General features: G+C 72.4%; 24 protein-coding genes. 12 read left to right on the top strand and 12 right to left on the bottom strand.

The window, feature by feature from the left end; genetic code table 11:
• Positions 1–37: 37 nt before the first annotated feature.
• The gene (locus tag RBR11_RS15500; protein WP_308490278.1) at positions 38–859 is read left to right on the top strand and encodes a MerR family transcriptional regulator; all 822 of its coding nucleotides are present in this window, start codon (positions 38–40) and stop codon (positions 857–859) included.
• 577 nt (positions 860–1,436) lie between these two features.
• Here the strand turns inward: RBR11_RS15500 and RBR11_RS15495 are convergent.
• Positions 1,437–2,282: a DMT family transporter gene (locus tag RBR11_RS15495; RefSeq protein WP_308490277.1), complete on the bottom strand. Its 846-nt coding sequence runs from the start codon at positions 2,280–2,282 to the stop codon at positions 1,437–1,439.
• Between the two features lie 10 nt (positions 2,283–2,292).
• A complete protein-coding gene (locus tag RBR11_RS15490; protein WP_308490276.1) occupies positions 2,293–3,162 on the bottom strand; it encodes an alkaline phosphatase family protein in 870 nt (289 codons plus the stop codon).
• A 68-nt stretch (positions 3,163–3,230) separates the two neighbouring features.
• Between RBR11_RS15490 and RBR11_RS15485 the strand changes: the two genes are divergently transcribed.
• The 4 genes from RBR11_RS15485 (at position 3,231) to RBR11_RS15470 (ending at position 8,028) form a co-directional block, all read left to right on the top strand.
• Entirely contained in the window at positions 3,231–4,139 is a 909-nt protein-coding gene (locus RBR11_RS15485; RefSeq protein ID WP_308490275.1) for a LysR substrate-binding domain-containing protein, read from the top strand.
• A 91-nt stretch (positions 4,140–4,230) separates the two neighbouring features.
• Positions 4,231–5,292, top strand: a complete 1,062-nt coding sequence (locus tag RBR11_RS15480) for a LacI family DNA-binding transcriptional regulator (RefSeq protein ID WP_308490274.1) — start codon at positions 4,231–4,233, stop codon at positions 5,290–5,292.
• A 31-nt stretch (positions 5,293–5,323) separates the two neighbouring features.
• On the top strand, positions 5,324–6,499 hold the full coding sequence (locus RBR11_RS15475) for a Gfo/Idh/MocA family protein (protein WP_308490273.1): 1,176 nt from the start codon (positions 5,324–5,326) through the stop codon (positions 6,497–6,499).
• Positions 6,500–6,645: 146 nt separating this feature from the next.
• On the top strand, positions 6,646–8,028 hold the full coding sequence (locus tag RBR11_RS15470; RefSeq protein ID WP_308490272.1) for a flavin monoamine oxidase family protein: 1,383 nt from the start codon (positions 6,646–6,648) through the stop codon (positions 8,026–8,028).
• Here the strand turns inward: RBR11_RS15470 and RBR11_RS15465 are convergent.
• Positions 7,986–8,687 (bottom strand): Pr6Pr family membrane protein, encoded by a 702-nt coding sequence (locus RBR11_RS15465; protein ID WP_308490271.1) that lies wholly within the window; start codon positions 8,685–8,687, stop codon positions 7,986–7,988. The two genes, RBR11_RS15470 and RBR11_RS15465, sit on opposite strands and share 43 nt — an antisense overlap.
• 158 nt (positions 8,688–8,845) lie before the next feature.
• On the opposite strand from RBR11_RS15465, the gene RBR11_RS15460 reads away from it, so the two are divergent.
• The 3 genes from RBR11_RS15460 to RBR11_RS15450 all read left to right on the top strand — a co-directional run bounded on the left by RBR11_RS15460 (position 8,846) and on the right by RBR11_RS15450 (position 13,082).
• Positions 8,846–9,253: a fluoride efflux transporter FluC gene (locus RBR11_RS15460; protein WP_308490270.1), complete on the top strand. Its 408-nt coding sequence runs from the start codon at positions 8,846–8,848 to the stop codon at positions 9,251–9,253.
• Positions 9,250–9,615: a fluoride efflux transporter FluC gene (locus tag RBR11_RS15455; RefSeq protein ID WP_308490269.1), complete on the top strand. Its 366-nt coding sequence runs from the start codon at positions 9,250–9,252 to the stop codon at positions 9,613–9,615. Before RBR11_RS15460 ends, RBR11_RS15455 begins: the two co-directional genes overlap by 4 nt.
• Before the next feature lie 134 nt (positions 9,616–9,749).
• Positions 9,750–13,082 (top strand): efflux RND transporter permease subunit, encoded by a 3,333-nt coding sequence (locus RBR11_RS15450; protein ID WP_308490268.1) that lies wholly within the window; start codon positions 9,750–9,752, stop codon positions 13,080–13,082.
• A gap of 415 nt (positions 13,083–13,497) precedes the next feature.
• Here the strand turns inward: RBR11_RS15450 and RBR11_RS15445 are convergent, their stop codons facing one another.
• Genes RBR11_RS15445 through RBR11_RS15430 form a run of 4 tightly spaced genes read right to left on the bottom strand, consistent with a single transcriptional unit; the run spans position 13,498 to position 15,287 of the window.
• Complete coding sequence (locus RBR11_RS15445) at positions 13,498–14,037, bottom strand: YaeQ family protein (RefSeq protein ID WP_308490267.1); 540 nt, start codon at positions 14,035–14,037, stop codon at positions 13,498–13,500.
• Positions 14,038–14,059: 22 nt separating this feature from the next.
• Entirely contained in the window at positions 14,060–14,539 is a 480-nt protein-coding gene (locus tag RBR11_RS15440) for a MogA/MoaB family molybdenum cofactor biosynthesis protein (protein WP_308490266.1), read from the bottom strand.
• The gene (gene moaC, locus RBR11_RS15435) at positions 14,536–15,006 is read right to left on the bottom strand and encodes a cyclic pyranopterin monophosphate synthase MoaC (protein ID WP_308490265.1); all 471 of its coding nucleotides are present in this window, start codon (positions 15,004–15,006) and stop codon (positions 14,536–14,538) included. The genes RBR11_RS15440 and moaC overlap by 4 nt, the downstream gene beginning before the upstream one ends.
• A gap of 44 nt (positions 15,007–15,050) precedes the next feature.
• Positions 15,051–15,287 (bottom strand): MoaD/ThiS family protein, encoded by a 237-nt coding sequence (locus RBR11_RS15430; protein WP_308490264.1) that lies wholly within the window; start codon positions 15,285–15,287, stop codon positions 15,051–15,053.
• A gap of 96 nt (positions 15,288–15,383) precedes the next feature.
• On the opposite strand from RBR11_RS15430, the gene RBR11_RS15425 reads away from it, so the two are divergent.
• Positions 15,384–16,550 (top strand): ThiF family adenylyltransferase, encoded by a 1,167-nt coding sequence (locus RBR11_RS15425; RefSeq protein WP_308490263.1) that lies wholly within the window; start codon positions 15,384–15,386, stop codon positions 16,548–16,550.
• A complete protein-coding gene (locus RBR11_RS15420; RefSeq protein ID WP_308490262.1) occupies positions 16,547–16,954 on the top strand; it encodes a molybdenum cofactor biosynthesis protein MoaE in 408 nt (135 codons plus the stop codon). Before RBR11_RS15425 ends, RBR11_RS15420 begins: the two co-directional genes overlap by 4 nt.
• Before the next feature lie 301 nt (positions 16,955–17,255).
• Here the strand turns inward: RBR11_RS15420 and moaA are convergent, their stop codons facing one another.
• The 5 genes from moaA to RBR11_RS15395 all read right to left on the bottom strand — a co-directional run bounded on the left by moaA (position 17,256) and on the right by RBR11_RS15395 (position 21,631).
• Positions 17,256–18,356, bottom strand: coding sequence for a GTP 3',8-cyclase MoaA (gene moaA / locus RBR11_RS15415; RefSeq protein ID WP_308490261.1), 1,101 nt, complete (start codon positions 18,354–18,356; stop codon positions 17,256–17,258).
• Positions 18,357–18,424: 68 nt separating this feature from the next.
• Positions 18,425–19,597 carry a sulfate/molybdate ABC transporter ATP-binding protein gene (locus RBR11_RS15410; protein WP_308490260.1) on the bottom strand — a complete coding sequence of 391 codons (1,173 nt, stop codon included), beginning with the start codon at positions 19,595–19,597 and terminating at the stop codon, positions 18,425–18,427.
• Entirely contained in the window at positions 19,594–20,430 is an 837-nt protein-coding gene (locus RBR11_RS15405) for an ABC transporter permease (RefSeq protein ID WP_308490259.1), read from the bottom strand. The genes RBR11_RS15410 and RBR11_RS15405 overlap by 4 nt, the downstream gene beginning before the upstream one ends.
• The gene (gene modA, locus RBR11_RS15400) at positions 20,427–21,230 is read right to left on the bottom strand and encodes a molybdate ABC transporter substrate-binding protein (protein ID WP_308490258.1); all 804 of its coding nucleotides are present in this window, start codon (positions 21,228–21,230) and stop codon (positions 20,427–20,429) included. Before modA ends, RBR11_RS15405 begins: the two co-directional genes overlap by 4 nt.
• Entirely contained in the window at positions 21,227–21,631 is a 405-nt protein-coding gene (locus RBR11_RS15395; RefSeq protein ID WP_308490257.1) for a TOBE domain-containing protein, read from the bottom strand. Before RBR11_RS15395 ends, modA begins: the two co-directional genes overlap by 4 nt.
• Before the next feature lie 247 nt (positions 21,632–21,878).
• Between RBR11_RS15395 and RBR11_RS15390 the strand changes: the two genes are divergently transcribed.
• Both RBR11_RS15390 and RBR11_RS15385 read left to right on the top strand, forming a co-directional pair.
• Positions 21,879–22,388, top strand: a complete 510-nt coding sequence (locus tag RBR11_RS15390; RefSeq protein ID WP_308490256.1) for a nucleoside deaminase — start codon at positions 21,879–21,881, stop codon at positions 22,386–22,388.
• Positions 22,389–22,413: 25 nt separating this feature from the next.
• Positions 22,414–23,928 carry an NCS2 family permease gene (locus RBR11_RS15385; RefSeq protein ID WP_308490255.1) on the top strand — a complete coding sequence of 505 codons (1,515 nt, stop codon included), beginning with the start codon at positions 22,414–22,416 and terminating at the stop codon, positions 23,926–23,928.
• The last annotated feature ends 174 nt before the right edge of the window (positions 23,929–24,102 follow it).

Below are 24,102 nucleotides of genomic sequence, written 5' to 3'. Positions count from 1 at the left end.
TTACCGTGGGTCTTGTCGACGACGGAAGGAGGACGCCATGACGGGTCGGGACTGGTCGATCCAGGAGATCGCACGGCTGACCGGCACCACGAGCCGCACTCTGCGGCACTACGACGACATCGGGCTGCTCCCGCCCAGCCGGATCGCCGCGAACGGCTACCGGCACTACGACGAGAGCGCGCTCGTGCGCCTGCAGCGCATCCTGCTGCTGCGCGAGCTCGGGCTCGGCCTGCCGCAGATCGCCGAGGTGATCGGATCCGGTCCGGCCGCGGGCGCTCCGACCGGCTCGGCGGTCGTCGCCGCGGAGACCGAGGCGGCCGCCCTCGACGCGCACCTCGCCTGGCTGCGCGAGGAGCAGACCCGGCTGGCGCGGCAGATCGCGTCGGTCGAGAAGACCATCACCGCATTGAGAGAAGGAGGAACCCTGATGGCCGAGAACATGTTCGACGGCTTCGACCACACCCGATACAAGGAGGAGGTCGAGACCCGCTGGGGGAAGAACGCCTACGCCGACAGCGACCGCTGGTGGCGCGAGCTGGGCGCCGAGGGCCAGGCCGCCTGGAAGGCCAGGGTCGCGGAGCTGAACCGGGATTGGATCGCGCTCGCCGAGGCGGATGCGGATCCGGCGTCCGCTGAGGCGCAGGACGTGGCCCGCCGCCACGTCGAGTGGCTCACCGGGATCCCCGGCACGCCCGCGTACGGCGCCGGCGGCGACCGCCGCGGCTACGTGATCGGGCTCGGCGAGATGTACGTGGCGGACCCGCGCTTCGGCGCGAACTACGCCACCACGGCGGGCGGCACAGCGGGCGCCGAGTTCGTGCGCGACGCCCTGCGCGTGTACGCCGAGGCGAACCTGTAGCGCGTTGGAGCCCGCCTATCCGGGGTCGTTGAGCGAGGACGGCCGCGCAGCGGACGACCGAGACGAAACCTGGTGCATCCACCGAGCGGGGCCCAGGTCTGTGCGCTGAGATCGCCGCGTTTCGTCTCGCTCCGACTGCGTCGGTGCTCGCTCAACGACCCCGGGGGTGGGGCTTGCTCGACGACCCCGGGAGTGGGGCTCGCTCAACGACCCCAGGGGTGGGGCTCGCTCAACGACCCCGGGGGTGGGGCTTGCTCGACGACCCCGGGGGTGAGGCTCGCTCGACGACCCCGGGGGTGGGGCTCGCTCAACGACCCCGGGGGTGGGGCTCGCTCGACGGCCCCGGGGGTGGGGCTTGCTCGACGGCCCCGGGGGTGGGGATCGGCGCGCTCGACGACCCCGGGGTCGTTGAGCGAGGACGGCCGCGCAGCGGACGACCGAGACGAAACGTGGTGCATCCACCGAGCGGGCCCCGGGTCTGTGCGCTGAGATCGCCGCGTTTCGTCTCGCTCCGACTGCGTCGGTGCTCGCTCGACGGCCCCGGGAGTGGGGATCGGCGCACGCTCGACGATGGCGTTCAGGCCCCGAGGCGGATCGCGACGATCCCGACCGCGGCGGCGACCGTCGCGGCGATCCCGATCGCGCCGGGCTTCTCCCTGAAGAACACCAGACCGATGAGGCCGGCCGCGATCACGCCGGTCTCGCGCAGCGCGGACACGAGCGCGAGCGGCGCGATCGACTGCGCCCACACGACGATCGTGTAGGCCACGAGGGACAGGACCCCGCCGACGGTCCCGAGCCGCGCGTGCCGCCGGATCCCGGCCAGGTGTCCACGGCGATCGCGCGACAGCACCAGGCAGGCGACCGGGATCGTCAGGCCCTGCAGCAGGAACAGCCAGGCCGCATAGCCGAGCGGCGCATGCGACGCGCGCACGCCGATCCCGTCGACGAACGAGTACGCCGTCACGCATGCGCCGACGGCCAGCGCGAGCAGCAGCCCCCGGCGCGGGGTGCGCCGCCGGCGCGCGAACGCCAGCGCGAACAGCGCGCCGATCACGATCGCGACCCCGGCGGTCTGCAGCACCGTGAGCCGCTCGCCGAGCAGGGCGACCGCGAGCACGGTCACGCCGAGCACGGCGAGCCCGCGGGTGAGCGGGTAGGCGACCCCGAAGTCGGTGTGCGCGTAGGCCTCGGTGAGCATGATCAGGTAGGCGGTCTGCAGCAGCACCGAGGCGACCAGCGCCGGCCAGGCCGCCGGATGCGGGAGCGGCAGCAGGATCGCTCCGATCCCTCCGGCCGCGAGGTAGACGAGCCCGATCAGGGTGGACGCGACGAGGCGGTCCGGGATGGCCTTCGCGATCGCGTTCCAGGTGCCGTGCATGATCGCCGATCCGAGCACGGCGAGCAGCACGCCCGTGGTCATCGTCGGCCGTTCAGTCCTCGTGCGCGCCGAACGGGCGCCCGGGAAGGGCCGGATCGGCGGGCAGGCCGAACGCGGCGAGCACGTGTGGCAGCACGTCGGCGTGGTCGACGAGCGGGGCGGAACCGGCGGGGATGCCGGGGCCGGCGGCCGAGATCCACGCGGTCCGCTCCTCCTCGCTGTCACCGCCGTGGTGGCCGGCGTCGAGGTGCCCGTGGTCGGTGAGGACGATCACGGTCCAGTCCTCCTCGGCGCGGGTCGGCCGGGCGTCGATCGCCGCGAGCAGCACGCCGAGCTGTTCGTCGCAGATCTCCACCGCGGCGCGGTAGCGGTCGGTGACGCCCTCGATGTGGCCGACCATGTCGGGCAGCACCTCGTAGGCGAACACGACCGCGTGATCGCGGTGCCGCAGCTCACGGGCGACGCGCGCGGTCACGGCCTCGTCCATCGTGGCGATCAGCTCGATCCCGCCGGTGTTCTCCGTGTCGGCGGGCACCGCCGGCCGGTACCCGCCGCCGGAGAAGAGCGGTCCGCCGGACGCCTCTTCGACGAGCGGCGCCCACGCACCGCCCGCGAACGTCGTCGCCCCGGGGAGCGCCGTGCGCACGCGGGTGAGCACGTCGGGGTGCCGGTCGAAGGCGTTGCCGCGGAAGTCGTTGTCGTGCACGCCGTGCCGGTCGCGGTAGACCCCGGTCGCCATGGTCGACCAGACCGGGCCCGAGATCGTCGGGTTCGCGTCGTGCACGCGCACGGTCGCGAAGAACCCGCGCGCGGCCAGTGCGTCCAGCTGCGGGGTGTGCGCGGCCCGCACGACGTCGTCGCGCACGCCGTCCCAGCCCATGATCAGCACGTGAGGGCGGCGTTGGATCTGCTCTTCGGACATCCGACCAGGCTAGGGCCGAAGGGCCGCGGGCTCTGTCGCACGAGCCTATGGATCCATAAGGTGTGGTTATGACTCTCGCGCAGCTCCGGGTCTTCGAGGCCGTCGTCGCGCACGGCGGCTTCGCTGCGGCGGCGCGGGCACTCGGCATGAGCCAGCCCGCCGTGTCGGCGCAGCTCGCCGCGCTCGAGCGCACCCACGATGTGCGGCTGATCGACCGCGCGTCCGGGCCACCCGCGCCGGGCGGCGCCGTCCTCACGGCAGCCGGTGCGGCGCTGCACGGGATCACGGAACCGCTGTTCGCCCTCGCCGCCCGCGCGGAGGAGCTCCTGGCGGACGCCGCGGACCTCGGCGGGGAGCCGATCCGCATCGCCGCCGATGCGCCCGGATATCTCATGCCGCTGCTCGCCGCGGTGCGCCGCCGTCATCCGGACGCGCGTTTCGCGATCGCCGCCGGGAACGCGACCGAGGCGATCGAGGCGGTGCGCACGGGGCGCGCCGACGTCGGCGTGGCGGCCGAGGTCCCGGACGAGCGCGGGCTGCACCGGGTCGAGCTGCGCACGCAGAACCTCGTCGCCGTCGTGCGCACCGATCATCCGCGCGCGGGCGGCAAGACGCTGCGGCTCGCGGAGCTGGCCGGCGAGCCGATCATCGGCCGCGAGCGCGGCAGCGGGACGCGCCGGGCACTCGAGCGCGCGGCGGCGGACGCCGGGATCGCGCTGACGTACGGCATGACCGCCGACTCGCGCGAGGCCGTGCTCGCGGCGGCCGCGGCCGGGCTGGGCGTCGGGATCGTCGCCGAGGACGAGATGCTCGAGGACCCGCGCCTGGTGATGCTCGATCTGCGGGGTCCGGCGATCCCGGTCGTGGAGCACCTGGTCTGCCGTGCCGGCGCCCGGGACACCCCGGTGTGGCGCGCGCTGCTCGCCGCGCTCCCTGCCGGAGCCGCCCCGGCGGATCCGGCCCCTCGGTCCCGCTGAGGCGGGGTCTTGTGCGGCCGCGCGACATCGCCTACATTCAATGTGAATCGTTTGGCTAACCGATTCACATCCGTTCCCGCGAAGAGGCCCGATGGACACCGCACCCGCTCAGGACGCCGGCGCACGGCGCCCCACCCTGCGCGCCGTCGCAGACGCCGCGGAGGTGTCCATGGCCACCGCGTCGTACGTGTTCTCCGGTCGGCGCGGGCCCGGGGCGGGGGTGTCGCCAGCGACGGCGCAGCGCGTGCGCGAGGCGGCGGAGCGGCTGAACTACCGCCCGAACCGTGCCGCGCGCGCGATCCGCACCGGCCGCACCGAGATGGTCCAGCTGTCCCTGCACATGCTCGGCGATCCCTGGTCGCTCGCGGTCGCTGCGAGTGTGAACGAGGAGGCCGTCCGGCACGGGCTGACCACGCTGATCCTCGCCGACGGCGACTGGCATGCCGCGCTGGAGCGCGCGGAGAGCGACGTCGCCTACCTCGACAGCGTCGGGGACGACCCGGACACCCGGCGCAAGCTGCAGAGCCTCGTGGCGCGGGGGCAGCGGCTCGTCGTCTTCTCCGAGACGCTGGAGCCCGACGGCTTCGACGTGATCCGCTCCGACGCGCTGCCCGGCTGCGAGATCGCGATGGACGCGCTGCTCACCCGGCACACCGCGATCGGCTGCCTGTCCTCGCGGAGCGCGGTCGACGGCGACCGGCAGGGCCGGCGCACCCGCTACTCCGTGTACCGCGAGCGGATCGCGGCCGCGGGACTGCCCCCGGACCCGCGGCTCGAGGCCGTGTACACGGACACCCCGGCGAGCGCGTTCGCGGCCGCGGTCGAGCTGCTGTCCGCCCCGCACCGGCCCACCGCGATCTACGCCACGACCGACTTCGCCGGCATCGCCGCGATCAACGCCGCGCACATGCTCGGACTGCGGGTGCCGCACGACGTCGCCGTGATCGGGGTCGGCAACACCCCCGACGCACACCTCGTCGCACCCACCCTGACCACGGTCGGCCCCACCGACTTCTACCGCCGCCAGGCCGAGGTGATCGTCGGCCGCGCGATCCAGGATCCGCCCGAGCCGCCCCGCGTGCACGAGTTCGCCTGGTCGCTGCACCCCGGCGGATCCACCGACCTCGACGCTCTGCGCGTGACGGATCTCTGACCCCCTTCCCCCGACAGCAAGGACTCATCCCGTGGATCTCCGCATCGGCATCATCGGCTTCGGCCTGCGCTCCGCCCTCCGCCGGGAGGTGCACCGCCCGGGCGAGGGATCCCGGATCACCGCGGTGTGCGACCCGTCGGAGCGCGCCCGCGCGGAGGCCCGTGCGTTCGCCCCCGACGCCCTGCTCACCGACTCGCTCGACGAGCTGCTCGCCTCGGGCGTCGACGCCGTCATGGTGCTCACCCCCGACGACACCCATGCCGACATCACCGTCCGCGCCCTCGAGGCAGGCATCCCGGTGTTCTGCGAGAAGCCGCTCGCGACCCGCCTCGCCGACGCCGACCGCATGCTCGAGACCGCGCGGCGCACCGGCACCCGGCTCTACATCGGCCACAACATGCGGCACATGCCCGTCATCACGCTCATGCGGCGGCTCATCCAGGAGGGGCGGATCGGCGAAGTCAAGGCCGTCTGGGTGCGGCACTTCGTCGGTCACGGAGGCGACTACTACTTCAAGGACTGGCACGCCGACCGCCGTCGCACCACGGGCCTGCTGCTGCAGAAGGGCGCGCACGACATCGACGTCATCCACTGGCTCGCCGGCGCCTACAGCACCCGTGTGGCCGCGATGGGCGCGCTCAGCGTGTACGGCGCGATCGAGGACCGCCGCGACCGCAGCGAGGAGCGCATGTTCGACTGGTTCAGCGTCGACAACTGGCCGCCGACCTCGCTCACCGGCCTGCACCCGGTCGTCGACGTCGAGGACGTGTCGATGGTGAACATGACGCTCTCCAACGGCGTGCTGGCCTCGTACCAGCAGTGCCACTTCACGCCCGACTACTGGCGCAACTACACTGTGATCGGCACGGAGGGGCGGATCGAGAACATCGGCGACACGTCCGGTGGCGAGGTGCGGCTGTGGAACCGCCGGCACCGCGGCTACGCCGAGGCCGACGAGACCTTCCCGATCGTCAAGCCCGAGGGGGCGGGCCACGACGGCGCCGACACCCTGCTCGTCGCCGAGTTCCTCCGGTTCGTCCGCGACGGCGGGCTCACCGAGACCTCCCCGGTGGCGGCGCGCGAGGCGGTGGCCGCGGGGATCCTCGCCACCGACTCCCTGCGCGGCGACGGATCCGCGATCGAGATCCCCGCCCTCGACGACGATCTCGTCGCCTACTTCGCCCGCGGGCAGGTCGAGGAGGACTGAGAGCACGGATCCCGGTCGTCGAGCGGGCGGAGCGAGACGAAACGCGCGTTGGCGCCTGCCGCGTTTCGTCTCGGTCGCTTCGCTTCCTCGCTCAACGACCGGTGGTCGGAGACCCCCGGGAGCACCCGGGATAGGCTGGCACCACGATGGGCATCTCGCGTCGAACCCTGCTCGTCGGCACCGGAGCGGGTGCCGTCGCGGTCGTCCTCGCCGCGTGCACGGGCGAGCCGCGGCCGAAGCCGACCACCACCGTGCCGCCGACGCCCCGGCCGACGATCCCGACCGGGTCCGTGCCCGTCCCCACCGCGTGGATGCGCAGCACGTGGTCGACCGACCCGTACTCCCGCGGAGCGATGAGCTACCTGCCCGCCGGCGCCGTCCCGCAGAACCGCAAGGACCTCGCCGCGCCGATCCTCGGCCGGGTGTTCCTCGCCGGCGAGGCGACCGACCCCGATCGCCCCGGCACGGTGCAGGGCGCGATCGACTCCGGGCGCCGGGTCGCCGCCGACGTCATCGCGGCCTCCACGAGCGGCGAGCGGATCGCGGTCGTCGGGGCCGGTGCTGCGGGCGCGGCCGCCGCGCGCAGCCTCGCCGACGCGGGACGCGCCGTGACGGTCTTCGAGGCGCGCGAGCGCACGGGCGGGCGGATCCGCTCGGTCGTCGACAAGAACTGGCCGGTGCCGGCCCAGCTCGGCGCCTGGCTCTCGGCCGGCGAGGGCGCGAACACGCTCGGCGGGATCCTCGCCGCGCAGGGGATCCGCCGGCTCGCGTTCGGCACGTCGACCGGCTGGTCGAAGGACGGCGCGGCGCCCACCGTCGACGGCGGCGCGCTCAAGAAGGCGATCGCGCAGGCAGTCGGCGGCCCGTCCGACGTGCCGCTCGGTACGGCACTGACGTCGGCCGGCGCCGATCCGCAGGATCCCGCGCTCGCCGCGGCCCTCGCCTGGCTGCAGGCGACCACCGGCGTCGATGCCGCGAAGGCCTCGAGCTGGTATCCGCCGGCGTTCACGCCGGACGCGCTCGTGGGCGCCGGAGGAGACCTCGGCGTGATCGTCGACGCGCCGCTGAAGGGGCTGAAGGTCACGCTCACCTCGCCGGTGATGCGGATCGCGTACGACGACGCGGGGGTGAGCCTGCGGCTGGGCACGGGGGAGGCGCTGTCGTTCGACCGGGTCGTCGTGACCGTCCCGCTCGGGGTGCTGCAGCGGCACGCGATCGAGTTCGCCCCGGTGCTGCCGTTCGCGCACCGCGGGGCGATCGCCGCGCTCGCGTCCGGGTACGTCGAGACCGTGTGGCTGCACTTCGACAAGACGTTCTGGAGCGTCGACGCCGACATCTGGCATGTCGTGGGCGGGGAGGGGCCGATCCGCACCTGGCTCAATCTCCAGCCGATCACCGGGGACGCCGTGCTCGTCGGCCTGGTCGGCGGGCCCGACGCCGAGGCCTACGCGAAGCTCTCCGATGCCGACGCGCAGGCCACCGCGCGTCAGTCCCTGATGCCCTTCGTCTCCGCCACCAAGTCCCCCTGAGCCCGGATCCCCGCGGGATCCACGCGCGCCGCGGCGACCGTCTGGTGCAGGCGGCTCAGCACCACGAGCCCGCTGGCGACGAGCGCGAAGATCACGAGGGCGAGCGCGCAGGTCGCACCCCGCTCGAGCGGACCGGACACCTGGCGGGGGTCCAGGAAGTAGTACGGGTACCAGCCGACGACGCCGCCCCGCCAGATCGTGAACACGCCCCAGAGCGAGGGATACATCAGCACGTACGGCACGATCCGCCAGGTGACCGCGCGCCGGCCGGGGCCGAGCACCCACGCGAAGACCGCCCACGCGGGCAGCACGAAGTGCAGCACGATGTCCGACCACGGCACCCAGATCGGGATGCCCCGCGCGCCGGCCTGCCACAGGATCAGCCCGTAGGCGAGCCCGGCGGTGATCGTCCAGCTGAGCACCATCGCGCGCGCGGTGGTGAGCCAGCGCGGATCCTCCAAGGTGCGCAGCGCGATGATCCCGGCGACTGCGCCGAGGATCGCGTAGGCGATGTTCGACTCGATCGTGAGGTAGGCGAAGTAGTTCTGTCCGGCGACCGTCTGCGAGTTCAGCCCCCAGAACAGACGGTCCACGAGGGCGACTCCGCACACCGCCGCGGCGAGAAGGCGCGACCAGGCGTATGCCATCCTCAGGGTCACTCGCGCGTCGTCCTCCTCGGTCGGCTGGACTCGATCGGCCGGCCCGCGTCGCACGGGTGGACCCCCGGACCGGGTCGGCCGCCACCCGGCCGAGTCTACGTAACCCGGGAACCCCCGGGGCTGGGGAACCCCGGATCCGGAGGCCTAGGCTGGCAGACGTGACTTCGCCGATCCCGCTCCGCCTCGCGCTCGTCATGGCCGGCGGAGTGGCGGGAACGGCGGCGCGGATCGGCCTCGGGCTGGTGCTGCCGACCGCGGCGGGCTCCGGCCTCGGGGCGGTGCCCTGGGCGACCCTCATCGCGAACATCGCCGGCGCGTTCCTGATCGGCGTGCTCGCGGCCCGGCTGCCCGGATCCTCCGCGATGCGGGTGCTCCTCGGCACCGGCGTGCTCGGCGGCTTCACCACCTACAGCGCCTTCGCGGTCGGCACGGTGACGCTCTGGCACGCGAACCCGCTCCTCGCCGCGGCCTATGCGGTCGGCAGCGTCGTGCTCGGCATCGGCGCCGCGGCGGCGGGGCTCGATTGGGCACGCCCCCGCTCCACGCGCACGCAGGCGCACGGATGAGCCCGCTCCTCTTCCTCGCCGCCGCGCTCGCCGGGGGCGTCGGAGCCGGTCTCCGCTATCTCGTCGACCTCGGCGTCGCCCGGCTGGCGGGCACGCGCTATCCGTGGGGGGTGCTGGTGATCAACCTCACCGGATCCTTCGCCCTCGGCCTCGTCACCGGCGGCTTCCCGGCGGCGGCGTTCATCGTCGGCGCGGGGCTGCTCGGCGGCTACACGACCTTCAGCACCGCGATGCTCGACACCGTCGCGCTGTGGCGGGACGGGTCCTCCCGGGCCGCCGCGTTCAACGCCGCCGGGATGATGATCCTCGGGATCCTCGCCGCGGTCGGCGGCCTCGCCCTCGGCGCCGCGATCGCGGGCTGACCCGACGCCCGGTCCACCCCAGCGCCGGCCCGGAATCGTCGGCCGGTTCGAGGTGCTCGGGCGCCGGTCCAGCGCGCTCTAAACTCTCGCCTGTACACACGTTTCCGGAACGTGGGGGATTCGAAGGGGAGCACGTGTCGAAGCTGGCCGTCCTGAGCCTGCGCAACCGCGCACTGATCGCGCTCATCACGATCGTCGCCGCGGTGTTCGGCGGCCTCGCCCTGACCACCCTGAAGCAGGAGCTGATCCCGTCGATCGAGTTCCCGCAGCTCGCCATCGTCTCGAGCTATCCCGGCGCCTCGCCCGAGGTCGTGGAGCACGACGTGTCCACCCCGGTCGAGACCGCGATCCAGGGCGTGCCTGGGCTGGACACCTCGACGGCGACGAGCACGACGAACTCCTCCGTGATCCAGGCGTCGTTCGCGTACGGCACGAACCTCGCCACCGCCGAGCAGAAGATCAACCAGGCGATCGGCCGCATCAAGTCCCACCTGCCCGAGGGCGTCGACCCGCAGGTGATCACGGCCTCGATCGACGACTTCCCGGTGATCCAGCTCGCCGTGACCGGCTTCTCCGACGCCGAGACGGCGCAGCAGCGGATCACGGGCACGATCATCCCGAGGATCGAGCGGCTCGCCGGCGTGAACGCCGCGTCGCTCGTCGGCGGTCAGGGCAAGCGCGTGACGATCACGCCGGACCCCGTGGCGCTCGCCCAGTCCGGCGCCGGCCCCACCGCGATCAGGGACGCGCTGCAGCAGAACGGCGTGCTCTTCCCGGGCGGCAGCATCACCGAGGGCGACAAGACCCTCACCGTGCAGACCGGCGACAAGCTCACCTCGGTGGAGCAGATCCAGGCGATCCCGCTCGTCGGCGCGGCGTCCGGCGCGACCGTCGGCAGCGTCGCGAGCGTGAAGCTCGAGGGCGATCCGATCACGTCGATCTCCCGCGTCGACGGCAAGCCCGCGCTCACCATCGCGGTGACCAAGCTGCCCGCCGCGAACACGGTCGACGTCTCCAAGGCGGTCACGGGGCTCGTGCCGCAGCTCAAGGACGACCTGCCCGGGGCGACCTTCACGACCGTGTTCGACCAGGCGCCGTTCATCCAGCAGTCGATCGACTCGCTCGCGCAGGAGGGTCTGCTCGGCCTGCTGTGCGCGGTGCTCGTGATCCTGGTCTTCCTGCTGTCGGTGCGCTCGACGCTCGTGACCGCGATCTCGATCCCGACGAGCGTGCTCATCACGTTCATCGGGATCCAGGCGTTCGGCTACTCCCTGAACATCCTCACGCTCGGCGCGCTCACGATCGCGATCGGCCGCGTCGTCGACGACTCGATCGTCGTGATCGAGAACATCAAACGGCACTACGTGGGCGGGGCCGACAAGCGGACGGCGATCCTCAGCGCGGTGCGCGAGGTCGCGATGGCGGTCACGGCCTCCACGATCACGACCGTCGCGGTGTTCCTGCCGATCGCGTTCGTCGGCGACGTCACGGGCGAGCTGTTCCGGCCGTTCGCCCTCACCGTGACGATCGCGATGTCGGCCTCGCTGTTCGTGGCGCTCACGATCGTCCCGGTGCTCGCCTACTGGTTCCTGAAGCCGGGCAAGGCGCTGTTCGGCGCGGACGGCCACCCGATCGACCCCGAGCACGAGGACGCCCCGCCCTCCCGCCTGCAGAAGGCGTACATCCCGATCCTGTCCTGGACGCTCCGGCACTCCTGGATCACGCTGGCGATGGCCGTCGTCGTGCTCGCCGGCACGATCGCCGCGGCGCCGCTGATGAAGCTGAACTTCCTCGGCTCGAGCGGTCAGAACACGTTCACGATGACGCAGCAGCTCGACCAGTCCGCGAGCCTCGACGCGAAGGACGCGGCGGCGCAGAAGGTCGAGGAGGCGATCAAGGACGTCTCCGGCATCAAGACCGTGCAGGTCTCCGTCGGCTCGAGCGGATCCGCCCTCCGTGACGCGTTCTCGGGCGGCGGGGCAGGCGTCACGTACTCGATCACGACGGATCCGGCCGCGAACCAGGACACCGTCAAGGCGGATGTGCGCCAGGCCGTCAAGGACCTCAGCGGGGTCGGCACCCTGACGATCGCCTCGACGTCCGGCTTCGCCTCGTCCGACATCCAGGTGAAGGTCACCGCGCCCGACGAGAGGACGCTGAACTCCGCGACCGACGCGCTCGTGTCGAAGCTGTCCTCGAGGAAGGAGATCAGCCAGGTCTCCAGCAACCTCTCCGCGTCGCTGCCATACATCGCCGTGCAGGTCGACCGGGCGGCCGCCGCCCAGCGCGGGCTCAGCGAGGTCGCGGTTGGCGGGATCGTGTCGCAGGCGATGCGTCCGCAGCAGGTCGGATCCGTGGAGATCGACGGCACCGCCCTCACCGTGTACGTGCAGAGCGCCCACCCGCCGACCACGGTCGACCAGCTGAAGGCGCTGACCGTCCCGACGCGCGCCGGCATCGTCCGGCTCGACCAGATCGCGACCGTGCAGCAGGGCGAGAGCCCGGCGTCGATCACGACGCAGCGCGGGCAGCGCACCTCGACCGTGACCGTCACCCCGAAGGGCGACGATCTCGCGGCGGCCTCGGCGGCCGTGTCGCAGGCGATGAAGGACGCGAAGCTGCCCTCGGGCGCCGACGCCGCGCTCGGCGGCGTCGTCACGCAGCAGCAGGAAGCCTTCGGCCAGCTCGGCCTCGCGATGCTCGCGGCGATCCTCATCGTCTACATCGTCATGGTCGCGACGTTCCGGTCCCTCCGCCAGCCGATCCTGCTGCTGAGCTCGGTGCCGTTCGCGGCGACCGGAGCGATCCTCCTGCAGATCGTCACGGGGGTGCCGCTCGGCGTCGCCTCGCTCATCGGCGTGCTCATGCTCATCGGCATCGTCGTGACGAACGCGATCGTGCTCGTGGATCTCGTGAACCAGTACCGCGAGAAGGGCGTGAACGCGCACGATGCGACGATCGCCGGAGGATCCCGGCGTCTGCGCCCGATCCTGATGACGGCGCTCGCGACGATCGTCGCGCTCACGCCGATGGCGCTCGGGATCACCGGGCACGGCGGGTTCATCTCGCAGCCGCTCGCGATCGTCGTGATCGGCGGCCTCGTGTCGTCGACCGTGCTGACGCTGCTCGTGCTGCCCACGCTGTACAACCTCGTCGAGGGCGCCAAGGAGCGCCGGGCCGCGAGGCGTGCCGCGCGGGCCGGTGGGATGGCCGCCGCGGATGCGGGCGTCGTTTCGATCCCGGTCGCGGAGCCGGTGCTGTCCGCTGCTGTGGCCGCGCCTGTCGCCACGCCTGCGCCCACGGCCGTCGCGCCTGCGGTGGCCGGGACGGAACCGCCCGCCCACACCGCCGCGCTCGCCGCTGTGGCCGCCGCCTACCTGGGCCCGGCCGCGGACGGATCCGAATCCGCGGCCGAGCTTCCGGCCGCCCCGACCCGTCGCGAGCGGCGTGAGAGCCGCGACGACTGACGCGTCCTCGGATCCGTCTTCTCGGGCCGCCCTGTCGGGGTCGTTGAGCGAGGACGCCGGAGGCGACCGAGACGAAACGCGGCACCTTGTCGGGCCGCCCTGTCGGGGTCGTTGAGCGAGGACGCCGGAGGCGACCGAGACGAAACGCGGCACCTTGTCGGGCCGCACTGTCGGGGTCGTTGAGCGAGGACGCCGAAGGCGACCGAGACGAAACGCGGCACCTTCCCTCCGCTGAAGGATGGAAAACGCCGCTCCGTGCGCGTTCGGAGGCGCCGAATCCATCTCCGCGGATCCAGGTCCGAGCCCCGAAGATGGAAAACGTTCCGGCGCCGTCCCTGCGAGGGGCGAAATCCATCTCCGAGGTCCGCGATCCGTGCGGGAAGGCCGGCGATCGCCGGGTCGACTCAGCCCCGGGCTAGCCCAGCTCGTGCTCGTGCACGGCGGTGGTCAGGGTCGTGCCGTTCAGATCTAGGTAGAGCACGCGCTCGGCGACGGTCATCGTGACGGTGTTGCGGCGCTCGAGAAGCGGTACGGCCTGGTCGATGAAGCCGGCGTCGAAGCTGAACACCCGGATGTGCTCGGCGCGGTGGATCCGCTTCCCCGCCCACGGCGCCATGACCTTCACAGGGTCCCGGTGCGTGTAGACGACCGTGCGCTCGGCGAGGCGGCTGCCGTAGTGCAGGCGCTCCGCGTCGGGGGCGCCGACCTCGATCCAGGCGGTGATCCGTCCGGTGAGATCGCGCACGACGACCGCCGGCTCCTCCGTCGAGGAGAGCCCCTCGCTGAACGCGATCCCCTCCGCGAACTCCAGCCCGTACGCGAGCAGCCGGGTCAGCATGTACGCGTCGGTCTCGGACGGATGCCGCGCGACGCGCAGCGAATAGTCCTCGTAGACGCCGCGGTCGGTGTCCGCCAGCTGCATGTCGAACGTGTGGATCGTCGCCCCGATAGCCATAGGCGACCACCCTATCCCCCGCTCAGCGGGCGTGGTCGCCCTCGCCGCGCAGCTGGGCGAGCAGGTGGTCGAGGATCGGGTCGAGCACCGCGAGGCCGTCACGGACCCCGCCGCGGGACCCCGGAAGGTTCATCACGACCGTGCGCCCGGCGATCCCGGCCACGCCGCGGGTGAGCAGAGCCATCGGGGTCGCGGCGAGGCCACGGCGGCGCAGCTCCTCCATGAGCCCTGGCAGCTCGCGGTCGAGCACGGCCGCGGTCGCCTCGGGGGTGCCGTCGTCGGGGGAGACGCCCGTGCCGCCGGTCGTGAGCAGCAGGTCGGGCGCCGTGGCGAGGGCGGCGCGCAGCGCGGCGTCGACGCGCGTGTCGGGGGTGACGATCGGATCCGCGGCGTCGAAGCCGTGCTCGTGCAGCCAGTCGACGATGAGCGGGCCGGTCTCGTCGGCGTAGACGCCCGCCGCGGCGCGGGTCGACACGACGAGGACGGCGGCGGTGCGGCTCATTCCGCGGTCCAGTCCCCGCTCTTGCCGCCGGACTTGGCGAGCACCCGGATGTCGGTGATCACGGCGTGCTTGTCGACCGCCTTGATCATGTCGTAGAGCGTGAGCGCGGCGACGCTCGCGGCCGTGAGCGCCTCCATCTCGACGCCGGTGACGCCCTTCGTGACCGCGGTGGCGAGGATCCTGACCCGGTCCCCCTCGGGCTCGAGGTCGACGACGACCTTGCTCAGCGGCAGCGGGTGGCAGAGCGGGATCAGCGCCGCGGTCTGCTTCGCGCCCATGATCCCGGCGATCCGGGCGGTGCCGAGCGCCTCGCCCTTGGGCAGCGACCCGTCGGCGATCTTCGCGACGACCTCGGCCGTCGTCTGCAGCACGGCCTGCGCGCGCGCCTCGCGGCGGGTCACGGCCTTGTCGGTCACGTCCACCATGTGCGCGGATCCGTCGGCCCGCAGGTGCGTCAGCTCACTCATCGCCTCTCCTCGACCTTCCTCGGGAGCGTACCAATCGGGCCGGGTCACCCGCCCGCGAACGGGGGCAGGATGTCGACGCTCTCGCCGAGCGGATGGCTCTCGTCGCGGCTGACCCTCCCGTCGACGAGGAAGGATCCGGAGCGCAGCACGCGCGCCATCGGGTCGCCGTACCGGCGCAGCAGCTCCTGTCGCAGAGCGCCGAGGGTCCCCTCGACCGGGAGCTGCTCCTGGTCGCGTCCGGCAGCCTCGGCGGCGGCGGCGAAGTACCTCACTGTGACCATCGCCCGTCCTTTCCGATAGACCGTATCGCGGAAATCAGGTCCCGCATGATGGAAAATTCAGCCGCCGCAAAGAGTGCGTCCGCGTACACTCATCCTATGAGCGTGCTCGTCGAGCCGGGGCCGGAGCTGGGGCCCGAACAGATCGCCCGGTACAGCCGGCAGCTTCTGCTGCCGGGCTTCGGCGAGGCTGCACAGCAGCGGCTGCGCGCCGCCCGCGTGCTGGTCATCGGCGCCGGCGGGCTGGGCAGCGCCGTGGTCCCCGCGCTCGCCGCGGCGGGCGTGGGCACGATCGGGATCATCGACGACGATCTCGTCGAGCTGTCCAATCTGCACCGCCAGCTCAGCCACGGGGTCGCCGACATCGGGCGGGCCAAGGTGGACTCCCTCGCCGACACCGTGCACGCGATCGATCCGGACTGCACCGTGAATCGGTACCGCGAGCGGGCGGTCGCCGCGAATCTCCCCGGGATCCTCGCCGATTACGACCTGCTCGTCGACGGCAGCGACAACTTCCCGACCCGATACCTCGCCGACGACGCGGCGTCGATCGCCGGGAAACCCCTGGTCTGGGGCTCGATCCTGCGCTTCCAGGGGCAGGTCGGGGTGTCTCGCCGTGGGGCGACCTTCCGCGACCTCTTCCCCGTGCCGCCCGCCGCCGACGAGGTCCTCTCCTGCGAGCTCGGAGGGGTGCTGCCGACGCTGTGCACCGCGATCGGATCGTTCATGGCGACCGAGGCCATCAAGCTCCTGGTGCGGGTGGGCGAGCCGCTCATCGGCCGGGTGCTGTTCTACGACGCGCTCACCGCCCGCACCCGGGAGATCCCGTTCGAGCGCGCCGAGGGCACGCGGCCGGTGACCGAGCTCATCGACTACGACCTGTTCTGCGGCGTCGCCGCCGACGCGACCGAGAGCCTGTCCGCCGCCGACCTGCTGGGCCTGCTGCGCGACGGGCAGGAGGTCTCGCTGCTCGACGTGCGCGAGCCCGACGAGGTCGCGCTGCGCCGGATCCCCGGGGCGGAGACCCTGCCGCTCGGCCGCCTGGAGGGCGGGGAGGATCCGCAGGCCGCGGGGCCGCTCGTCGTCTACTGTGAGAAGGATCCGCGCTCGCGGCGCGCCGCGAAGGCGCTGCGGGAGCGCGGCTACGACGCGCGCTATCTCGCGGGCGGGATCCGCGCGTTCGCGGCCCTGGGCGGGGCGATCGAGACCGGCGCGCGCGCCGTTGTCGACGACGATACGGCCGAAGACGAGGGAGCGCAGGCATGACGGTGGCGATCATCACCGAGGAGCCGCTGGACGAGGCCGTGGTGCGCGACGCGGTGGGCGATGCCGCGCACGGCGCGGTCGTCACGTTCTGCGGGGTGGTGCGCGATCACGACGGCGGCCAGGCCGTCCGCTCTCTGGACTACCGTGCGCACCCCGACGCCGAGCGGTTCCTCCGCGAGATCGTGGACCGGGTCGGCGCCGAGACCGGGCTGCGGGTCGCTGCCGCGCATCGGGTGGGCGACTTGCGGATCGGCGACGTGGCGCTGTACGCGGCCGCGTCGGGCGGGCACAGGGCCGAGGCCTTCGCGGCGTGCGAGCAGCTCGTCGAGGAGATCAAGCGCGGTGTGCCCATCTGGAAGCGCCAGCACTACGAGGACGGCGTCTCGGAGTGGGTCGGGCTCTGACCCTCTATCGGGGTCGTTGAGCGAGGACCCTATCGGGGTCATCGAGCGAGGGCGGTATCGGCGTCGTCGAGCGAAGGCGGTATCCGGGTCGTCGAGCGAGGACCCTATCGGGGTCGTTGAGCGAGGCGGTATCGGGGTCGTCGAGCGAGGGCGGTATCGGGGTCGTTGAGCGAGGGCGGCGAAGCCGACCGAGACGAAACGCGGCGGCCCCGGCGAGCGAACCGCGATCGGTCCGGAGGCCCACCGCGTTTCGTCTCGCTCCTCGCGGCGCTCGGTGCTCGCTCAACGACCCTGTGGACCGTCAGCCGCCGATGTAGCTCATCTCGATGCGGTCGCGATCGGCGCGCAGCTCGGGGGTGAGCTGCGACCGGATCTCGGAGTAGCGGTCGTCGCGCGCGCCCCAGATCGAGGCCAGCGTCGCGGTCAGTCGGGCGTCGTCCGCGCCGCCGCGCAGCAGCGCCCGCAGGTCATGCCCCTCGTGCGCGAACAGGCAGGTGAAGAGCCTGCCCTCGGTGGACAGCCGGGCGCGGTTGCAGGATCCGCAGAACGCGTTCGTCACCGAGGAGATCACGCCGATCTCTCCGGATCCGTCCGCGTATCGCCAGCGTTTCGCGGTCTCCCCGGGCGCGGACGGGGCGATGGGCTCGAGCGGGAACCGCGCCGAGATCCTCGCGATCACCTCCGCGGACGGCACGACCTCGTCGAGGCTCCAGCCGTTCGTGGCGCCGACATCCATGTACTCGATGAAGCGCAGCACGTAGCCGGTGCCGCGGAACCGAGCCGCGAGATCGACGATCTCGCCGTCGTTCAGGCCGCGCTTGACGACGGTGTTCAGCTTGACCGGCAGCCCGGCCTCGTGCGCGGCCTCGATCCCGTCCAGCACCCGGGACAGCGGGAACTCGACGTCGTTCATCCGTCGGAACAGGGCGTCGTCGAGCGAGTCGATCGACACGGTCACACGGTCCAGCCCCGCGGCCTTGAGCGCCTCCGCCTTGACCCGTAGCGCGGAGCCGTTCGTGGTCAGCGCGATCTCGGGCTTGACGCCGTCCGGGGTGCGCAGCGCGGCGAGGCGGGCGACGAGATCCTCGATCCCGCGCCGCAGCAGCGGCTCGCCCCCGGTGAGTCGCAGCTTGCGCACGCCGAGGATCAGCGCAGCCGAGGAGATCCGCTCGATCTCCTCGAACGTGAGCAGCTCATTCCGATCCAGGAATGCGTAATCGCGGCCGAATACTTCGCGTGGCATGCAGTACACGCAACGGAAGTTGCAGCGATCCGTCACCGAGATCCGCAGGTCGCGCAGCGGCCGATCACGTCGGTCGAGGGCTCCCGTCGCGGGCAGACGCCGGGCACCACGGAGCGCGGCGGAAGCGCCGTCCTGCCCCGAACCCGGCGTGATCCACATCGGTCAGCCCCTTTCGAGTGGTCAACCGTAGCACCGGATCCGGTGCCCGAGGGCCGCGCGGGAGGTTCTCAGTGATCGTCCGGACGCACGGACACGTCCTCCGCGGCGACGGAGAATGCGAGCCGCAGCCCCGGGCGCAGGCCGACGGCGACCGCGACGGTCGACGGGCAGTCCACCGCGATGCCCGGCTGCTCGGCCGTGAACAGCCGGATCCCGCCGGGCACGGGCTCCAGCTGGGCGACCGAGCCCATCCAGTGGTTCGGGCGGCCGACCACGGCGCCCGGGTCGTCGGGCAGGGCGTGCACCCGCACGGATCCCGGCGCGAACACGACGCTGCCGCGCTCGCCGTCGCCGAGCCCCGCGGTCCCGTGGAAGCCGAGTCCGCTCGCACGCCCATCGGTCGGACGCAGGTGCCGGCCCTCCCCGACGACCGTGAGCCGGTTGACGCCCGCGACCGCGGCGACGAAGTCCGACCGCGGGTGGCCGAGCACCTCGGCCGTGCGGCCCTCCTGCGCCACCGATCCGTCGTGCAGCACCACGGTCCGCGAGGCGAGGATGAGCGCGTCCATCGGGTCGTGGGTCACGAGCAGGATCGGGATCGCGGTGCTCCGGCCCGGATCCTGCGCGGGGTCCTGCTGTCCGTCTCGGGCCGTGCGCTGGGCGGCGATGAGGCGACGGGCCTGACCGGCCGTCTGCGCATCGAGAGCCGCGAACGGTTCGTCGAGCAGCAGGGCGTCGGGTGCGGATGCGAGGGCTCGGGCGAGCGCGACCCGCTGCTGCTGGCCGCCGGACAGGGCCGCGGGCCGGCGTGCGGCGAGCCCGCCGAGCCCGACCTCCTCGAGCCAGCGCGCGGCGGTGCGCCGGGCCTCGCCGCGCGGCACCCCCTGCGCGCGCGGCCCGAACTCGACGTTCTCCCGCACGGACAGATGCGGGAACAGCGCCGCCCGCTGACCGAGCAGGGCCACTCGGCGCTGCGCCGGCGGCAGGTGGACGGGCCGCCCTGTGGACGCGATCGCCGGCGCGTCCAGGATCCGCCCGCCCACGCGGACGGTGCCCGCGGCGGGGATCTGCCCCGCGATCGCGTGCAGCAGCGTCGACTTGCCGGACCCGTTCGGCCCGATGACGGCGACGATCTCGCCCGCGCCGACCTCGAACGCCGCCTCCAGGGTGAAGTCGCCCCGCTGGACCCGGATGTCGACGGACATCGCGCGCGATCCGCCGGCGAAGGGGCGCTCGCTCATCGCACGGCCCCCGCCCGCCAACCGCGCACGAGCAGGAGGACGGCGATCGCGACGAGGATCAGCAGCAGCGACAGGGCGATCGCCGTGTCCTCCTGCACGCCGGCGCCGTTGAAAGCCGTGTAGATCGCGAGCGGCATGGTCCGGGTGATGCCCGCCGAGTTGCCGGCGAACAGAGCCGTCGCGCCGAACTCGCCGAGCGCGCGGGCGAAGCAGAGCACCGTCCCCGCAACCAGTCCCGGCGCGGCGAGCGGCAGCGTGACCCGGCGGAACACCGTGAAGCGCCCCGCACCGAGGCCTGCGGCGACGCGCTCGTGGTCGGTGCCGATCGCGCGCAGGGCGCCCTCGACCGAGATCACCAGGAACGGCAGCGCGACGAACGTCTGAGCGATGACCACCGCCGCGGTCGTGAACGGGATCCGGATCCCGGCGACCGCGAGCGCCCCGCCGAGCAGCCCGTTGCGGCCGAGGAGGGCGAGCAGCGCGATGCCGCCGACGAGTGGCGGCAGCACGAGCGGCAGCGTGGTGAGCGTGCGCAGCACGGCGGCGAGCCACCCGGGGCTGCGCGCGATGAGCAGCGCGAGCGGGATGCCGAGCACGGCGCACAGCGCGGTCGCGATGGCGGCGGTCTCCAGCGACAGCCCCAGCGCCTGCAGTGCCTCGGGCGAGGCGATCGCGGCGGGCACCGTCGCCCAGTCCAGCCGGGCGAGCAGCGCTCCGAAGGGCAGCACGAGCAGGAGCACCGCGATCCCGGCCGGGATCAGCAGCCACACCGGCAGCCGCTCCGCACGCGCCGGACGGAGTCTCGGTCCTTCCTCGGGCCCCTCGTCGGTCACGGCGCCCCGAATCCGAGCTCCTCGAGGATCCGCTGCGCCGCCGCGGAGTGCACGAACGCGACGAACGCGGCCGCGGCCGCGGGGTTCTGCGCCCCCTTCACGACCGCGATCGGATACGCGTTCGTCGCCTTGTCGGCGCCCGGGATGGCGACCCCGGTCACGGCGGTGCCCGCGGCCTTCACGTCGGTCGTGTAGACGAGCCCGGCGTCGGCCTCCCCGGACTTCACCTTCGCCAGCACGGCGGTCACGTTCTGCTCCTCGCTCGCGGGTGTGAGGGCGACGCCGGCGGCATCGAGCAGGGTCTTCGCCGCGCTTCCGCAGGGGACCGCCGGGGCGCACAGCACGACCTTCAGTGCAGGGTCGGCGAGCGCGCGCAGATCCTTGACGTGGTGCGGGTTGCCGGCCGCGACGGCGATCTGCAGGACGTTCGTCGTGAACACGGTCGCGTCGGGCGCGAGCCCGGCCTGGGCGACCTTGTCCATGTTCTTCTGATCGGCCGACGCGAACACGTCGACCGGGGCGCCGGCGATGATCTGGGTCGCGAGCACCGAGGACCCGTCGTAGGTGATCGGCCGGACGTGCACGCCCGGGTTCTCGGCCTCGAACGCGGTGCTGATCTTCGCGAACGCGCCGCTCAGCGACGCGGCGGCGAACACGGTCAGATCGCCGCTCAGCGCGGCCTTCGTGCTCGTCGGCGAGGCCGACGTCGACGCCGTGGTCGAGGGGCCGCCCGAGCAGGCGGTGAGGGCGAGCGCGGCGGCGAGGACCGTGGCGGCGACGGAGAGGGAGCGGCGGATCATGACGACGCCCGCTCGGTCTCGATGATCATCATGGTGGCCTTGGCGACGGCGACGGCCTTGCTGCCGACCTCGAGGCCCAGCTCGTCGGCGGCCTCGGCGGTCATCAGCGAGACGATCCGGTGCGGGCCGCTCTGCAGCTCGACCTGGGCCATCAGCCCGTCGACGCGCACGCTCGTGACCAGGCCGACGAACCGGTTCCGCGCGCTGCGCAGCACCTGGTCGCCCTCGCCCGGTTCCGCGGCGAGAGCCCGCGCCCGTTCGGCGAGCTCCGCGCCGGGGACGGTCTGGTGCCCGCTCGCGTCCAGGGAGAGTGTGAGGATCCCCTCGCCGGCCCAGCGGCGGACCGTGTCATCGCTGACCCCGAGGAGCGCGGCGGCCTCTCGGATCCGAAAATACGTCATGAACGTGACAATAGCGCCGCAGATGCGGAAACGCTATGAGTGCTTCCGCATCGCGAAAATGGTATTCCAAAAAAGTTGTGGACGGTGCGGATCTTCGGGGCTACAGTCGATCCCAGCCTGGACGCCCCTGAGTGCGTCCGGGCAGGCAGAAGCACAACCTAGCGGTTCGACGTATATCTCGAGGGACGGCCTGACGGGCCCGACCGGAAGCCGTATCACTGCGACGAAAGCAAGGGAGCTCTCCATCATGTCCACCATTGCGCCTGGACCCGGCACCGCGGCGACGCCTGCCGAGTATCTCGCCCGCGCAGTAGCCCTGGCCACGGACAACGTCCGCAATGCGGGCGGCCCGTTCGGCGCCATCGTCGTCTCGGCCGACGGCCGCGTCTTCGAAGGCGTCAACCGGGTCACCGCGAACCTCGACCCGTCCGCGCACGCCGAGGTCACCGCGATCCGCAACGCCTGCCAGGGCCTCGGCACGTTCGACCTCTCCGGAGCCGTGCTTTACACGAGCTGCGAGCCGTGCCCGATGTGCCTCGCCACATCGCTGTGGGCGCGGATCGACCGCGTGTACTTCGCGGCCGACCGTCACGACGCGGCCGACGCCGGCTTCGACGACGCGGTGTTCTACCGCTACTTCGAGGGCGGCCCCGAGGACCGGGCGATCATGCCCGTCTCCGACATCTCTCTGCCGGCCGAGGAGCGCGTCGCGCCCTTCACCGAGTGGAACCTCAACACCTCCCGCGTCGAGTACTGACGCGAATCTCCGAAGGAATCTGACGATGACGTCACACACTCCCGACGGCGACGCCTCCTCGCCGTTCTCCCGCAGCGCGGAGACCCTGCCCCCTCTGAAGACCGGCACGAGCACGACCGTCGACGCCGAGCCCCGGAACGCGTTCGACCGTTTCTTCGAGATCACCCGCCGCGGCTCGACCTTCGGGCGCGAGATCCGCGGTGGCATCGTGACCTTCGTCACGATGGCCTACATCGTGATCCTCAACCCGCTGATCCTCGGCGGCACGAAGGATGTCGTGGGCCATGCCCTCCACGCCGCGCAGATCGGCGCCGCCACCGGCCTCACCGCCGGTGTCATGACGATCCTGTTCGGCGTGATCGCCCGGCTGCCGTTCGCGCTGGCCGCGGGCCTCGGCATCAACTCCTTCCTCGCCGTGTCGGTCGTCGGCCAGGTGACCTGGCAGGAGGCCATGGGTCTCGTCGTGATCAACGGCGTGCTCATCGTGCTCTTCGGAGCCACGGGCATCCGGACCGCGATCTTCCATGCCGTGCCGCAGCCGCTGAAGGCGGCGATCACGGTCGGCATCGGCCTGTTCATCGCCTTCATCGGCTTCGTGGACTCCGGCTTCGTGAACCGCACGCAGGGCGGCCCGCCGGTGCAGCTGGGCGAGGGCGGATCCATCACTTCGGTGCCGACGCTCATCTTCCTGCTGGGCGTGGTGGTGATCGGGATCCTGGTGGCGCGCAAGGTGCCGGGCGGCATCCTGATCGGGATCGTGGCGACCACGGTCGTGGCGCTCATCGCGCAGGCGGTGCTGCACCTCGGTCCGTCGTTCAAGGACCCGAACGGCTGGCACATGACGATCCCGCAGCTGCCGACATCGTGGGTGACGATCCCCGACTTCGGCCTGGTGGGGCAGTTCGACCTGTTCGGCGCCTTCGGCCGGATCGGCGCCCTGTCGGCGACGATGCTCGTCTTCACCCTCGTGTTCTCGAACTTCTTCGACGCGATGGGGACGATGACGGGCCTCGCCAAGAACGCCGGCCTGGCCTACAAGGACGGCACGTTCCCGCGGCTGCGCTCCGCGTTCGTCGTCGAGGGCTTCGGCGCCGTCGCGGGAGGCGTGACCTCGACCTCGTCGAACACGGTCTACGTCGACAGCGCCTCGGGCATCGGCGAGGGTGCGCGCACCGGTCTCGCCTCGCTCGTGGTCGGCGCCCTGTTCCTGCTGTCGATGTTCGTGACGCCGCTGACCCTGGTGGTGCCGATCGAGGTCGGCTCGGCCGCCCTGGTCGTCGTCGGCGCGATGATGATGGCGCAGATCCGCGAGATCAAGTTCGACAAGTTCGCCGTCGCCCTGCCGGCGTTCCTCACGATCGTGACGATGCCGCTGACGTACTCGATCGCCAACGGCATCGGCGTCGGCTTCATCTCCTGGGCGCTCATCAACGCCCTCTCCGGCCGCGCCCGCAAGGTGCACTGGCTGATGTGGGTGGTCGCCCTCGGCTTCGCGCTGTACTTCGTGCGCGGCCCGGTGGAGCAGCTGCTCGGCCATTAGGTCGAGACCTCCGGGGAGCCCCGGCCCGTTCACGCGGGCCGGGGCTCTTCGGTGTCCCGGCGGCCTGGGGCCGGCGTGTTCGGTGCTCCGGCTGCAATCGATTCGCTGGTCGCGGCACCCCCCGCCAAAGGGGTGTGGCCGGGGGGTGGGGCCCCCCGGCAGGGGGGCGGGGTG

It is taken from the genome of Microbacterium capsulatum, from assembly GCF_030865425.1.
Lineage (GTDB): Bacteria > Actinomycetota > Actinomycetes > Actinomycetales > Microbacteriaceae > Microbacterium > Microbacterium capsulatum.
This window is presented reverse-complemented; position numbering and strand designations above follow the sequence as displayed.

Coding starts and splice junctions, on each gene's coding strand:
- RBR11_RS15495 (WP_308490277.1), bottom strand. CDS start 2,282: ATGACCACGGGCGTGCTGCTCGCCGTGCTCGGATCGGCGATCATGCAC.
- RBR11_RS15500 (WP_308490278.1), top strand. CDS start 38: ATGACGGGTCGGGACTGGTCGATCCAGGAGATCGCACGGCTGACCGGC.
- modA (WP_308490258.1), bottom strand. CDS start 21,230: ATGATCCGCCGCTCCCTCTCCGTCGCCGCCACGGTCCTCGCCGCCGCG.
- RBR11_RS15385 (WP_308490255.1), top strand. CDS start 22,414: ATGACGTCACACACTCCCGACGGCGACGCCTCCTCGCCGTTCTCCCGC.
- RBR11_RS15480 (WP_308490274.1), top strand. CDS start 4,231: ATGGACACCGCACCCGCTCAGGACGCCGGCGCACGGCGCCCCACCCTG.
- RBR11_RS15470 (WP_308490272.1), top strand. CDS start 6,646: ATGGGCATCTCGCGTCGAACCCTGCTCGTCGGCACCGGAGCGGGTGCC.
- RBR11_RS15390 (WP_308490256.1), top strand. CDS start 21,879: ATGTCCACCATTGCGCCTGGACCCGGCACCGCGGCGACGCCTGCCGAG.
- RBR11_RS15445 (WP_308490267.1), bottom strand. CDS start 14,037: ATGGCTATCGGGGCGACGATCCACACGTTCGACATGCAGCTGGCGGAC.
- RBR11_RS15430 (WP_308490264.1), bottom strand. CDS start 15,287: ATGGTCACAGTGAGGTACTTCGCCGCCGCCGCCGAGGCTGCCGGACGC.
- moaA (WP_308490261.1), bottom strand. CDS start 18,356: ATGTGGATCACGCCGGGTTCGGGGCAGGACGGCGCTTCCGCCGCGCTC.
- RBR11_RS15455 (WP_308490269.1), top strand. CDS start 9,250: ATGAGCCCGCTCCTCTTCCTCGCCGCCGCGCTCGCCGGGGGCGTCGGA.
- RBR11_RS15420 (WP_308490262.1), top strand. CDS start 16,547: ATGACGGTGGCGATCATCACCGAGGAGCCGCTGGACGAGGCCGTGGTG.
- RBR11_RS15490 (WP_308490276.1), bottom strand. CDS start 3,162: ATGTCCGAAGAGCAGATCCAACGCCGCCCTCACGTGCTGATCATGGGC.
- moaC (WP_308490265.1), bottom strand. CDS start 15,006: ATGAGTGAGCTGACGCACCTGCGGGCCGACGGATCCGCGCACATGGTG.
- RBR11_RS15410 (WP_308490260.1), bottom strand. CDS start 19,597: ATGAGCGAGCGCCCCTTCGCCGGCGGATCGCGCGCGATGTCCGTCGAC.
- RBR11_RS15425 (WP_308490263.1), top strand. CDS start 15,384: ATGAGCGTGCTCGTCGAGCCGGGGCCGGAGCTGGGGCCCGAACAGATC.
- RBR11_RS15395 (WP_308490257.1), bottom strand. CDS start 21,631: ATGACGTATTTTCGGATCCGAGAGGCCGCCGCGCTCCTCGGGGTCAGC.
- RBR11_RS15485 (WP_308490275.1), top strand. CDS start 3,231: ATGACTCTCGCGCAGCTCCGGGTCTTCGAGGCCGTCGTCGCGCACGGC.
- RBR11_RS15440 (WP_308490266.1), bottom strand. CDS start 14,539: ATGAGCCGCACCGCCGCCGTCCTCGTCGTGTCGACCCGCGCCGCGGCG.